This is a genomic window from Streptomyces rubiginosohelvolus, from assembly GCF_014649875.1.
Taxonomy (GTDB): domain Bacteria; phylum Actinomycetota; class Actinomycetes; order Streptomycetales; family Streptomycetaceae; genus Streptomyces; species Streptomyces rubiginosohelvolus.
On record NZ_BMTW01000001.1, the window covers coordinates 1,380,694 to 1,393,701 of the forward strand.

The 13,008-nt window shown below is 73.4% G+C and carries 10 protein-coding genes; 7 read left to right on the forward strand and 3 right to left on the reverse strand.

The genetic code is table 11. The features are described from left to right. The first annotated feature begins 180 nt into the window (after nucleotides 1-180). The 7 genes from pdhA to IE134_RS06650 all read left to right on the forward strand — a co-directional run bounded on the left by pdhA (nucleotide 181) and on the right by IE134_RS06650 (nucleotide 8,593). Nucleotides 181-1,341: a pyruvate dehydrogenase (acetyl-transferring) E1 component subunit alpha gene (gene pdhA / locus IE134_RS06620; RefSeq protein ID WP_189429821.1), complete on the forward strand. Its 1,161-nt coding sequence runs from the start codon at nucleotides 181-183 to the stop codon at nucleotides 1,339-1,341. Further along, nucleotides 1,338-2,369: an alpha-ketoacid dehydrogenase subunit beta gene (locus tag IE134_RS06625; protein WP_010071366.1), complete on the forward strand. Its 1,032-nt coding sequence runs from the start codon at nucleotides 1,338-1,340 to the stop codon at nucleotides 2,367-2,369. Before pdhA ends, IE134_RS06625 begins: the two co-directional genes overlap by 4 nt. Beyond that, nucleotides 2,369-3,802: a dihydrolipoamide acetyltransferase family protein gene (locus IE134_RS06630; protein WP_189429822.1), complete on the forward strand. Its 1,434-nt coding sequence runs from the start codon at nucleotides 2,369-2,371 to the stop codon at nucleotides 3,800-3,802. Before IE134_RS06625 ends, IE134_RS06630 begins: the two co-directional genes overlap by 1 nt. 85 nt (nucleotides 3,803-3,887) lie before the next feature. Then, entirely contained in the window at nucleotides 3,888-4,823 is a 936-nt protein-coding gene (locus tag IE134_RS06635) for an NTP transferase domain-containing protein (protein WP_189429823.1), read from the forward strand. Further along, nucleotides 4,820-6,454, forward strand: coding sequence for a molybdopterin molybdotransferase MoeA (locus IE134_RS06640; RefSeq protein WP_189429824.1), 1,635 nt, complete (start codon nucleotides 4,820-4,822; stop codon nucleotides 6,452-6,454). The genes IE134_RS06635 and IE134_RS06640 overlap by 4 nt, the downstream gene beginning before the upstream one ends. After that, nucleotides 6,412-7,554: a potassium channel family protein gene (locus tag IE134_RS06645; protein ID WP_030707521.1), complete on the forward strand. Its 1,143-nt coding sequence runs from the start codon at nucleotides 6,412-6,414 to the stop codon at nucleotides 7,552-7,554. Before IE134_RS06640 ends, IE134_RS06645 begins: the two co-directional genes overlap by 43 nt. Before the next feature lie 49 nt (nucleotides 7,555-7,603). Continuing rightward, a complete protein-coding gene (locus tag IE134_RS06650; RefSeq protein WP_030707523.1) occupies nucleotides 7,604-8,593 on the forward strand; it encodes an NAD(P)H-quinone oxidoreductase in 990 nt (329 codons plus the stop codon). Between the two features lie 51 nt (nucleotides 8,594-8,644). On the opposite strand, the gene IE134_RS06655 is transcribed toward IE134_RS06650, so the two are convergent. The 3 genes from IE134_RS06655 to IE134_RS06665 all read right to left on the reverse strand — a co-directional run bounded on the left by IE134_RS06655 (nucleotide 8,645) and on the right by IE134_RS06665 (nucleotide 12,944). Then, nucleotides 8,645-9,193, reverse strand: a complete 549-nt coding sequence (locus tag IE134_RS06655) for a bacterial proteasome activator family protein (RefSeq protein ID WP_029182253.1) — start codon at nucleotides 9,191-9,193, stop codon at nucleotides 8,645-8,647. Nucleotides 9,194-9,303: 110 nt separating this feature from the next. Then, nucleotides 9,304-12,165, reverse strand: coding sequence for an FtsX-like permease family protein (locus IE134_RS06660; RefSeq protein WP_189429826.1), 2,862 nt, complete (start codon nucleotides 12,163-12,165; stop codon nucleotides 9,304-9,306). Then, nucleotides 12,162-12,944, reverse strand: coding sequence for an ABC transporter ATP-binding protein (locus tag IE134_RS06665; protein ID WP_030707527.1), 783 nt, complete (start codon nucleotides 12,942-12,944; stop codon nucleotides 12,162-12,164). Before IE134_RS06665 ends, IE134_RS06660 begins: the two co-directional genes overlap by 4 nt. Nucleotides 12,945-13,008 lie beyond the last annotated feature (64 nt).

Below are 13,008 nucleotides of genomic sequence, written 5' to 3' on the forward strand. Positions count from 1 at the left end.
GTAGCCAAAATGCGCTCGCGACCGAACAATCGGTAGGTGAGGCACACCACACCCGTGCCTCGCCCAGCCCTCGATGTCCCGCTTCCGATCGACACCATCGACACCCATCGACATCGCCGATCGACCCGACACCGCCGATCGACACCCCTCGATCTCCCTCTATGCCAGGAGGTGCTTCTCATGACGGTCCAAGAGCTGCCCGGCGCGGCCGCCTACCGGCCCACGCCGCCCCCGGCCTGGAAGCCGATCACCGACCCCGCCCCGCTGCTCCCGGACCCGGAGCCCTACCGGGTGCTCGGTACGGACGCGGTCGCCGACGTCGACCCCGAGCTGCTGCTCCGGCTCCACGCGGAGCTGGTGCGCGGGCGTCGCTACAACGCCCAGGCCACCGCGCTGACGAAGCAGGGCCGGCTCGCGGTCTATCCGTCGAGCACCGGTCAGGAGGCGTGCGAGATCGCCGCCGCCCTGGTGCTGGAGGAGCGTGACTGGCTCTTCCCCAGCTACCGCGACACGCTCGCGGCCGTCGCGCGCGGCCTGGACCCGGTCGAGGCGCTGACCCTGCTGCGCGGCGACCGGCACACCGGTTACGACCCGCGCGAGCGCCGGATCGCCCCGCTGTGCACCCCGCTGGCCACCCAGCTCCCGCACGCCGTGGGGCTGGCGCACGCCGCCCGGCTCAAGGGCGACGACGTGGTGGCGCTCGCCATGGTCGGCGACGGCGGCACCAGCGAGGGCGATTTCCACGAGGCGCTGAATTTCGCGGCCGTCTGGAAGGCCCCGGTCGTCTTCTTCGTCCAGAACAACGGCTTCGCGATCTCCGTGCCGCTGGCCAAGCAGACCGCCGCCCCCTCCCTGGCCCACAAGGCCGTCGGATACGGGATGCCGGGCCGCCTGGTCGACGGCAACGACGCGGCGGCGGTGCACCAGGTGCTGAGCGAGGCCGTGGCACGGGCCCGGCGCGGTGAGGGCCCGACGCTGGTCGAGGCGGTCACCTACCGCATGGAGGCCCACACCAACGCCGACGACGCCACCCGCTACCGGGTCGACAGCGAGGTCGAGGCGTGGAAGGCGCACGACCCGGTGCGGCTCCTGGAGCATGAGCTGACGGAGCGCGGGCTGCTGGACGACGCGGGCATCGAGCAGGCGAAGGAGGCCGCCGAACGCATGGCCGCCGCCCTGCGCGACCGGATGAACGCGGATCCGGAGCTGGCCCCGATGGACCTCTTCACCCATGTGTACGCCGAGCAGACGAGTCAGCTCCGGGAGCAGGCGGCCGCCCTGCGCGCCGAGCTGGACGCCGAGCAGGACCACGACGAGCACGGCCCGGAGGCAGGACGATGACCACCGCGGCAGTGACGGCCGACGGCCGCCCCGTGAAGGCGAAACCGGCCACGATGGCGCAGGCCCTCGGGCGCGCGCTCCGCGACTCGATGGCCGAGGACCCCACCGTCCATGTGCTCGGTGAGGACGTGGGCACGCTCGGCGGGGTCTTCCGGATCACCGACGGGCTGGCGAAGGAGTTCGGCGACGACCGCTGCACCGACACCCCGCTGGCCGAGGCGGGCATCCTCGGCGCGGCCGTCGGCATGGCGATGTACGGGCTGCGGCCCGTCGTGGAGATGCAGTTCGACGCGTTCGCCTATCCGGCGTTCGAGCAGCTCATGAGCCACGTCGCCAAGATGCGCAACCGAACCGGCGGAGCCATGCCGCTGCCGATCACCGTGCGCGTGCCGTACGGCGGCGGGATCGGCGGGGTCGAGCACCACAGCGACTCCTCCGAGGCGTACTACATGGCGACCCCCGGCCTGCACGTGGTCACGCCGGCCACGGTCGACGACGCGTACGGGCTGCTGCGGGAGTCGATCGCCTCCGACGACCCGGTGGTCTTCCTGGAGCCGAAGCGGCTCTACTGGTCCAAGGCCGACTGGTCGCCGGAGGCCCCCGCCGCGGTCGAGCCGATCGGCAAGGCCGTGGTGCGCCGGCCCGGGCGCAGCGCCACCCTGATCACGTACGGCCCCTCCCTGCCGGTCTGCATGGAGGCCGCGGAAGCGGCCCTCGCCGAGGGCTGGGACCTCGAGGTGGTGGACCTGCGTTCGCTGGTCCCGTTCGACGACGAGACGGTGGCCGCTTCGGTGCGCCGCACCGGACGGGCGGTCGTCGTGCACGAGTCCCCCGGTTTCGGCGGGCCCGGCGGCGAGATCGCGGCCCGGATCACCGAGCGGTGCTTCCACCATCTGGAGGCCCCGGTGCTGCGGGTGGCCGGGTTCGACATCCCCTACCCGCCTCCCATGCTGGAGCGGCACCATCTGCCGGGAGTGGACCGGGTGCTCGACGCGGTGGCCCGGCTGCAGTGGGAGGCGGACAGCTGATGGCCCAGGTGCTCGAATTCAAGCTGCCGGACCTCGGCGAGGGACTGACCGAGGCCGAGATCGTCCGCTGGCTGGTGGAGGTCGGCGATGTCGTCGCCATCGACCAGCCCGTCGTCGAGGTCGAGACGGCCAAGGCCATGGTGGAGGTGCCCTGCCCCTACGGGGGCGTGGTGACCGCACGGTTCGGCGAGGAGGGCACGGAACTTCCCGTCGGCGCACCGCTGCTGACGGTCGCCGTCGGAGCACCGGAGGGGTCTTCCGGCTCCGGCGAGGACTCCGGCTCCGACCCGGAGTCCACGGGCGGCTCGGGGAACGTGCTCGTGGGGTACGGGACCGGCGCACCGGCCGCGCGCCGTCGGCGCATCCGTCCGGACCGGCTCGACCGGGCGGTGACCGAGGCCCCGGTCTCCGGTGCGCCGGTGGTCGAGGCCCCGGTGGTCGAGGCTCCGAGGGTTGAAGCCCCCGTGGTCAAGGTCCTGGTTGCCGAAGCCTCGGTGTCCGAGGGGCCCGTGCCCGTGGTCTCTCCGCTGGTACGCCGGCTGGCCCGGCAGCACGACATCGATCTGCGGCGGCTGGCGGGTTCGGGACCCGACGGGCTGATCCTGCGCGCCGATGTCGACCGGGCGATCCGGACGGCGGAGGAGACCTCAACGGCGACGGCACGGGTGGCCCAGGCCCCGGTGCAGGCCCAGGTGCCGGCGGCAGCCCCGAACGGCGTAGCCGCTGCTGTGGACGCCGAGCGGATTCCGCTGCGCGGGGTACGCGGAGCGGTCGCCGACAAGCTGTCGCGCAGCCGGACCGAGATTCCCGACGCCACCTGCTGGGTCGACGCCGACGCCACCGAGCTGATGGCGGTCAGGGCCGCGATGAACGCCGCCACGGGCCCGTCCGCCGGGCCGAAGGTATCGGTCCTGGCCCTGCTGGCGAGGATCTGCACGGCGGCGCTGGCCCGGTTCCCCGAGCTCAACTCCACGGTGGACACGGAGGCCCGGGAGATCGTCCGGCTGTCCGGCGTGCACCTCGGGTTCGCGGCCCAGACCGAGCGGGGCCTCGTCGTTCCGGTCGTCCGGGACGCGCACACCCGTAACGCCGAGTCGATCGGGGCCGAGATCGCCCGGCTGACCGAGCTGGCGCGTACGGGGAAGCTCAGCCCGGCCCAGCTGACCGGGGGCACGTTCACGCTGAACAACTACGGGGTGTTCGGGGTCGACGGTTCGACGCCGATCATCAACCACCCGGAGGCGGCGATGCTCGGCGTGGGCCGCATCATGCCCAAACCCTGGGTGCACCAAGGCGAACTGGCCGTACGTCAGGTCGTCCAGCTGTCCCTCACCTTCGACCACCGGGTGTGCGACGGCGGAACGGCGGGCGGCTTCCTCCGGTACGTGGCGGACTGCGTGGAGCAGCCGGCGGTGCTGCTGCGCACCGTGTAGTCGCGGGGGCGCCCCTGTCGCGGTGGCCGGTCATCCGGCCACCCCGGCGGGGGCGTCGCTGCGGGGCGCCGCCCATACTCGACGTATGACCGCCTACGACGTGATCGTCCTTGCCGGAGGGGCCGCGAAGCGGCTCGGCGGCGCCGACAAGCCAGGGGTCCGGGTGGGCGGCCGGGCGCTGCTCGACCGGGTCCTCGCGGCCTGCGACGGCGCGGCCCGCACCGTCGTGGTGGGCGACCGCCGCGCGACCGCCCGCCCGGTCGTCTGGACCCGGGAAGTGCCGCAGGGCGGAGGCCCGTTGGCGGCGCTGGGCGCGGGGCTGAAGCTGACGACGGCGGAGTACGTTCTCGTTCTCTCCGCCGACCTGCCCTTCCTCGGCCCGGGCACGGCCGACGCGCTGCTCGCCGCCGCCGGACGGCCCGGCCGCGAAGGCGCCCTGTGCACCGACCCCGGCGGGCGCGACCAACCGCTCGTGGCCGCGTACCGCGCCGAGCCGCTCCGCCGGGAGCTGGCCCTGATCGCCACCGAGTACGGGAGCCTCGCCGGGCTGCCGCTGCGGATCCTGACGGCCGAGCTGGAGCTCTCCCGGATCGACGCGGGTCCTGACGCCGTGTTCGACTGCGACACTTGGGACGACATCGCCGCCGCCCGAGCCCGGATCAGGGAGCATGGGGTCGTGCTGGACGAATGGATCACCTCGGTCAAGAACGAACTGGGTATCGAACTCGACGTCGACACCGGTGTCCTGCTCGACCTCGCCCGTGACGCCGCGCACGGAGTCGCCCGGCCCGCCGCCCCGCTCACGACCTTCCTGGTCGGGTACGCGGCAGCCACGGCGAGCGCCGGTGCGGGCCCCGACGGGGCCGCGGCGGCGGTCGCGGAGGCCTCGCGCAAGGCCACCGCCCTCGCGCTCCGCTGGGAAGCAGAGGCGGAGGCGGCAGGTCAGGGCGGCGATGCGGCGGGCGGGTCGGCGGGCGGGACCAAGCCCGACGCCGGCCGTGAGGGGACCGGGACATCGTGACCGGCTCCGACGGGCCGCACCGTGAGCCCGGCAGCGACGTCCCTGCCGCCGGGTCCGCGAGCGAACGCGCACGCGAGGAGGAGGAGCGGGCCGTCGAGCAGGCACTCGCCCTGGTCGGCGGGTCGAGTGGGCCGGGCCGGTCCGGAGGGTCGGGCGAGCGCCCGAGCCGCAGTCGGGACCCCCGAGCCCCCGGGGACTCCCGGGACGAGGACCTGAACGCCGGCCGGAGCAACGACTCGCACATCGGCCCGGGCAGCGCCCCGCACGCCGACCGAAGCAGCGGCAGCGACCCCTACGACGGCCGCGACAGCGACCTGCGCGACGGCCGCGCCGCCCCGGCCCCCGGCCGCGAACAGCCGCCTCACCCCGATCGGGCCTTCCCGGGCGACCCCGGAAAGACCCCGCCCCCGTCCTGGGACCGGGCGCGGGCGGTTGCGGCCCGGGCAGGGCGGGGCGGTGCGCCCGCGACGATCCGGTTGCCGCTCGACCGTGCGCTCGGGCATGTGCTGGCCGAGGCGCTCGGCGCGCTCACCGATCTGCCGTCCTTCGACACCTCGGCCATGGACGGCTGGGCCGTCGCCGGGCCCGGCCCCTGGGCGTTCGAGGCCGGGGCGGGGCTTCTCGCCGGACGCGGCCCGGCCGCCGCGCTGCCCGACGGCACCGCCGTACGGATCGCCACCGGTGCCCGCGTACCGCCCGAGACCACGGCGGTCATCCGCAGCGAGCACGCCCACGTCGACGAGGCCAGAGGGCTGCTGCACGCCCGGCGGTCCGTGGTCACCGGGCAGGACATCAGGCCCCGGGGCCAGGAATGCCGCTCGGGCGAGCAACTCGTTCCGGCCGGGACGGTCGTGACCCCGGCGGTGCTCGGCCTCGCCGCGGCCGCCGGGTACGACGCGCTGCCGGTCGTGCCCCGTCCGCGCGTCGACATCCTCGTCCTCGGCGACGAACTGCTCAACGCCGGTCTGCCGCACGACGGGCTGATCCGGGACGCCCTCGGCCCCATGCTCGGCCCCTGGCTGCGGGCCCTCGGCGCCGAGGTCTCCGGCCCCCGTCGGCTCGGGGACGACGCCGGGGCGCTGCGCTCCGCCCTCACCTCCTCCGACGCCGACCTGATCGTCACCACCGGGGGCACCGCCGCCGGTCCGGTCGACCATGTGCACCCGGTCCTCGACGCCCTCGGGGCCGAACTGCTGGTGGACGGGGTCGCGGTCCGCCCCGGCCACCCCATGCTGCTGGCCCGGCTGTCGCCGGACGGGCCCTATCTGGTCGGGCTGCCCGGCAATCCGCTCGCGGCCGTATCAGGTCTGCTGACGCTCGCGGAGCCACTGCTCGCGGGCATCGCGGGCCGCCCCGCCCAGGACCCGTACCGGGCACTCGTCCACGCCGAGGTGCACGGACATCCGCACGACACCCGCCTCGTCCCCGTGGTCCACCGCCCGGGCCGGGCGGGCGGCCGGGACCATGTCGCGCCGCTGCGCTACAACGGGCCCGCGATGCTGCGGGGGATCGCCGCGGCGGACGGACTGGCTGTGGTGCCACCGGGCGGGGTACGGTCCGGCACCGAGGTGGAGATTCTGGATCTCCCATGGGCCCCGGCGACGCCGTGGACGGAAGGGTGTTTCACGTGAAACTTCCCGGCCACGATGCGATGGCCAGGCGAGCCGACGAACTGGTCGTGCCGACGCGGGTGATGCTCCCCCGCCGGGTGGCCCTCGGCCCGGCCCGCCAGGTCGCCAAACGCCTGTTGATGGCGCTGCTCGTGCTGGCCGCGACCGTGCTGATCGTCTGGCTCGACCGCAGCGGCTACAACGACAACGCCGACGGCAAGGTCGACCTGCTGGACGCGGTCTACTACGCGACGGTCACCCTCTCCACCACCGGGTACGGCGACATCACGCCGTACAGCGACGGAGCACGGCTGATCAACGTGGTGCTCGTGACACCACTGCGCGTGATGTTCCTGATCATCCTGGTCGGTACCACTCTCGAGGTCCTCACGGAGCGGACCCGGGAGGACTTCCGGCTGAAGCGTTGGAGAGCCAACTTGCGAGACCACACCGTCGTCGTCGGCTTCGGCACGAAGGGCCGCTCGGCGATTCTGACCCTCTGTGCCACCGGTCTGTCGAAGGACCAGATCGTCATCGTCGACCCGGCCTCCAAGGTGATCGAGGCTGCCAACGCCGAGGGCTTCACCGGTGTGCTCGGTGACGCCACCCGCAGCGATGTGCTGCTGCGTGCCGAGCTCCAGAAGGCGCGTCAGATCATCATCGCGACCCAGCGCGACGACACCGCCGTCCTGGTCGCGCTCACGGCGCGCCAGTTGAACCGCGGGGCGAAGATCGTGGCGGCGGTCCGCGAGGAGGAGAACGCGCCCCTGCTCCGGCAGTCCGGTGCGGACGCGGTGATCACCAGCGCCAGTGCCGCCGGACGGCTGCTCGGCCTCTCCGTCCTCAGCCCGAGCGCGGGCACCGTGATGGAGGACCTGATCCAGCAGGGCAGCGGCCTCGATCTCGTCGAACGGCCGGTCATAAAGGCCGAGGTGGGCAAGAACGTCCGGGAGACCGAGGACCTGGTCGTCAGCGTGCTGCGCGGACACCGGCTGCTCGGCTACGACGACCCGGCGGCCAGCCCTCTGCAGTTGACGGACCGGGTCATCACCATCGTGCGGGCGAGCCCCAGTTCGGCCGCGGTGCCGAAGAACCCGATGCCTCCGCACCAGCGACCCTGACCGACGAGGCGCCCGCCCGGGCGAGCCCGGCGGGAGTAGCCTCGCGGCCATGTATGCGATCACGATTCCCGAACCCGGTGGCCCCGAGGCGCTCGTCTGGGCCGAGGTGCCCGATCCCGTACCCGGTGACGGCGAGGTCCTCGTCGAGGTCGTCGCCGGCGCTGTGAACCGTGCCGACGTGCTCCAGCGGCAGGGCTTCTACGATCCGCCGCCCGGCGCCTCCCCCTACCCCGGTCTGGAGTGCGCGGGCCGTATCGTCGCGCTCGGTCCCGGGGTGACGGGGTGGGCGGTCGGCGACGCCGTGTGCGCGCTGCTGGCGGGCGGCGGTTACGCGGAGAAGGTCGCCGTTCCGGCCGGCCAGCTCCTCCCCGTACCGGAGGGCGTCGGCCTGGTGGAGGCCGCGGCGCTGCCCGAGGTCACCGCGACGGTGTGGTCCAACGTCTTCATGGTGTCCCACCTGCGCCCCGGCGAGACCTTCCTGGTGCACGGCGGCTCCAGCGGCATCGGCACGATGGCGATCCAGCTGGCGAAGGCGGTCGGGGCCCGGGTCGCGGTCACGGCGGGCAGCCCGGAGAAGCTCGCCCGGTGCGCCGAACTGGGGGCGGACATCCTCATCAACTACCGCGAGCAGGACTTCGTCGAGGAGCTCCGGGAGAACACCGCGGGAGCGGGTGCCGACGTCATCCTGGACCTGATCGGCGCCAAGTACCTGGATCGGAACGTCCAGGCGCTCGCCGTCAACGGCCGCCTCGCGATCATCGGTCTCCAGGGCGGCGCCAAGGGCGAGCTGAACCTCGGCGCCCTGCTGACCAAGCGGGCCGCCGTCACCGCGACCTCTCTGCGGGGCCGCCCGCTCCAGGAGAAGGCCGCCATCGTCGCCGCCGTACGCGAGCACGTGTGGCCGTTGATCGGCGGCGGGGTGGTCAAGCCCGTGGTGGACCGGACGCTGCCGATGGCGGACGCCGCCGAGGCCCACCGGGTGCTGGAGTCCAGTGCGCACATCGGCAAGGTCCTGCTGGTGGCGCCGTCGGGCGGCTGATCAGGGCCGTTCCCGGTCCGGGCCTGGCCCGGACCGGGAACGGACGCGGATTTACAGATACGGGCCCGAACGGATCGGGCCGTGCGGGTCCGCGCCGCCTTCCTCGTCCTCGTGGGTCATTCCGGGCGGCAGGGCGCGGCGCATCTGCTCCAGCTGGGCGCGGGCCGCCATCTGCTGGGCGAACAGCGCCGTCTGGATGCCGTGGAAGAGGCCCTCCAGCCAGCCCACGAGCTGGGCCTGGGCGATCCGCAGCTCGGCCTCGGAGGGCACCGACTCCTCGGTGAACGGCAGGGAGAGCCGCTCCAGCTCCTCGACCAGCTCGGGCGCCAGGCCGTCCTCCAGCTCCTTCACGGAGCTGGCGTGGATCTCCTTGAGCCTGACCCGGCTCGCCTCGTCGAGAGGAGCCGCCCTGACCTCCTCCAGAAGCTGCTTGATCATGCTGCCGATGCGCATGACCTTCGCGGGCTGTTCCACCATTTCCGTCACCGGGACCTCGCGCGACTCGTCGTCACTGGCACCGCCGCCGATAGCCATTCCGTCCTGGCCCACGACAAGGACCTGCGGGTGCTCCTGCGACCGGTCATTCCTCGGCATTTCCATGCCGCCATTGTCTCGCACACGTGCCGTACACCACGTTGGTGCCCCCGAAAACGGAAGATCCACCGTTTTCGGGGGCGCCGGAACCCTTCCGGGAGCCCCGGACGGGCCGTTCAGCCCGCGCGCCGGGCCAGGGTCACCCGGGAGCTGGTGAGAGCGGCGGCCAGCAGACCGGCGAGCACCGGGACGACCAGGGCCAGCAGCCCGACGGTCTCCCACGGCATCACGATCGGCGTGTACGCCGACTGCATCGGGTCCTCCCGCATCTTCTCCAGCGCCGCGCGCAGGTCGGTCAGACGCAGGGCGACCGCGGGGACGAGTCCCGCCGCCGTTCCCAGCAGGACCCCGGTCAGGGCGACGACCAGGCACTGGAAGCCCGACAGCGAACGCCGTACGCCCGGGGGCGCTCCCACCGCGCTGAGCGTGGTGAGGTCAGCCTCCGCGTCGGCCTTGGACAGCCCGGTCGTGATGGCCGCCGCGCCCAGGGTCACCACTCCGGCGAAGAGGGCGAGGATCAGCAGGATCGTGTCGGTGTCGTCGTCAGTCCGGAACTGGTCGTTCGAGCTCATCAGGTACGCACGGTTCCCGGCCTGGTCGAGCGCCGCATGGGCGGCCTGGGTCTCGGCGTCCGTGGCGTCGCGGGCCAGCGTGTAGAAACTGCCGTACTCCTCGACGTGCAGCCCGAGCCGCGCGGCGGTCTTCTCCGGCATGATCATCCGGATGCCGGGGGTCGCCGCGAAGCGGTCCGGTGCGACGTACACCTTCAGCTGGTCCGTGGTGGTGCGGGCCTTGCCGGGGTGCAGGGCCCGGTTCTTCTTGTCCCGGTCGTTGTAGAGGTGGGTGGCCTTGAGGGTGACCTCGCCGTTCTTCGCGTACGCCGGGTTCAGCAGAACGGGGGTGCCTGCGGCCAGGGCTTTCGCCGCCGCCGGGTCGTCGAGCTTCGCGTAGGTGTCGAGGATGTCCGGGCCGCCGATGACGATCTTGTGTTCACCGGTGCCGAACGCGACCATCGTGTAGTTCTCGTCCATGCAGGCCGGGGAGTTCATCATCCGCTTGTGCTCGTCGGCGGAGAGCCGCAGGGCGAGTTCCTTGGCGCCCTTTCCTTTGAGCGGGCAGCTGTGGCCCTTGCCGGTGGGCTTGACGAGTTCGAGGGTGCCGCAGCCGTTCTCCTCCTCGTAGTAGACCGAGCAGTCGCTGCCGGCCCAGACCCGCCCGAAGTCGGCGGGCCTGCCGCTGACCGGGTAGTTCTGCTCGACGGCCGCCCGGGAGCGGGGGAGGTCGGCGTCCGCGCCGACGTCGGAGGCCGCCACCGCGACGGTGCCCGGCGTCATGTTGGGGACGAAGTCGTACGCCTGCTGGGCGGCGTTGCTGCTGGTGTACGTGGCGATGGCGACGCTGCCCGCGACGGCCGCCATCACGGCGGCGACGGCGGGAGCCGTCCGGCCGCGGTTGCGGGCCGCGTCGCGCAGGGCGATCCGGGGCGTCAGCGGGAGCCGTCGGCCGAGCCGGCCGAGGAAGCCGACGATCACCGGGATGCAGCCGAGCACGCCCAGTTCGGCCAGGACGGAACCGCCGGCGACGAACGTGGTGTCGCCGGCCACCCCGCCGTAGACCGCGATGCCGACGCCCGCGACGAGCGCGATGACGCCGATCACGGGCAGGACGCGGGAGCTGCGACGGGTGCCGCGCCGGCCGCTGAGCGACTCCAGGACCGACTGACGGCCCGCGACGATCGCCGGGGCGAGCGCGGCGAGGACGCCGGTGACCAGCCCGAGCGCGGCGATGCCGAGGATCTCCCAGGGCTGCACGGTCAGCTCGCCGAAGCGGCGGCCGGTGAAGTCCTCGATCATCGGGCGGAACAGGGCGGTCAGACCGAACCCGGCGCCGACGCCGGCCAGCGCGCCGACCCCGCCGAGCACCGCGCCGCCCGCGAGCACCACGGCCCGGACCTGGCCCCGGCTGCCGCCGCACGAGCCGACCAGTCCCAGTTGCCGCCGCGAACGGCGGGCGCCCACGGCGAACGCCGGACCGGCCAGCAGCACGATCTCCAGGACGGCCATGGCGGCCACGGTGATGACCGCCGCGGTCGTCTCCGTCTCGGTGGAGTACCCGCCGCTCAACCCGGCCATCGGGACCTCGGAGTCCGGCGGCGGGTTCAGGACGACCTGGCGGGACGTGACCACCACGCCTTGCTCGTTGGCCGCGAGGATGTCCTGCCAGGTCACGCCCGCCCCGGCCGGGCCCTTCACCAGCCAGTACGGATCGCCCGGCTGGGGCGGCAGGATCGACTGGTCGCGGTCGGCGGCCTTCTGCCACGGGGCGATGACCGAGCCGGGGAGCGCGTAGAGGGCGTCGGCCCGCAGGTCGGCGGGGAGTTCGACCGTGCCGGTGAGGGTGTAGGTCTGCTCGGGGCCGCGCACGGTGACGCGGTCGCCGATGGACAGCCCGGCCGCCTCGGCGAAGTCCGAGGTCGCGGCGATCTCGTCGCGCCGGCTCGGGTAGGCGCCGTCGGTCAGCTCGATGCGGCCGCGCAGCATCGGGTCGGAGATGCGCAGCTCGGTGATCTCGGTGTCGGCGATGCCGTGCCGGGTGGTCACCGACGCGGGCAGACTCCGCTCGGTCAGATACCGCGAGCCCTCCGGGAAGGCGGCCGGCACGTCCACCGGCTTCGCCTGCTCCTCGGGGGTCGGGTCCGGGGCTCCCTCGGGGGTGCTCCAGTTGATGCCGTCGGGCATCTGATGGATCTTCACCGGGCCGATGCCCGTGGCCTGGAATCCGGCGTCGGCCGACCCCAGCTCCGCCGTCAGCTCCTCGGCCTTGGTGGGCAGGGCGCTGCGATAGGTGAGGTCGGCGGCGGTCACGCCGAGGACCGGCAGGGCGATCATCGCGACGACCAGGGCGCTGCGGCCCTTGGCCCGTGCCGCGTCGCGCCGGGCTATGCGGAAGGCTGCGCGCCAGCCGGGGAGCGGGTTCACGCGGTGGCCTCGGTGGTTCCGGCGGCGAGCAGGGAGTCGGCTCCCGTGGTCACCGTCTGGTCGACGATCGAGCCGTCCCGGAGGAACACGACCCGGTCGGCCCAAGCCGCGTACCGGGGCTCATGGGTCACCATGACGCCGGCCGCGCCCTGGTCGCAGCGGGTGCGCAGGAGGGCGAGGACGGCCTCGCCGGTCTCGGAGTCGAGCGCTCCGGTCGGCTCGTCGGCGAGGACGAGGCGCCGGTCGCCGACTAGGGCGCGGGCGATGGCGACGCGCTGCTGCTGGCCGCCGGACATCTCGTCGGGGAAACGGTCGGCGATCTCCTCCAGCTTCATCTCGGCCAGTGCGGCGAGGGCCTCCTTGCGGGCCTTGCGCACGGAGACGCCGTCGAGTTCGCGGGGCAGCGCGATGTTCTCGGCGGCGGTCAGGGCGGGGATGAGGTTGTAGTCCTGGAAGACGTAGCCGACGCTGCGGCGGCGCAGGGCCGCCATGCCCTTCGGGCCGAGGGCGGCGATGTCCTGGCCCTCGATGACGACCTGGCCGCTCGTGGCGGTGTCGAGCCCGCCCGCCAGGGTCAGCAGGGTGGACTTGCCGGAGCCGGAGGGGCCCATCACGGCGACCAGTTCGCCGGGGTGCACCGAGAGGTGGACCCCGCGCAGGGCGTGCACCTCGGCGACGCCGGAGCCATGGGTACGGGTCAGCGCCCGCAGTTCGAGTACGGGGCTGCCGCCGGGCGTCCCGGAGGACGACGGGGGCGGTGGGGTGGCGGACGTGGGCATGACGGGTGGTTCCCCCTAGGAACACCTGGTGACGAACCAGGAATGGTCTGGGTCGGGCAGAAGC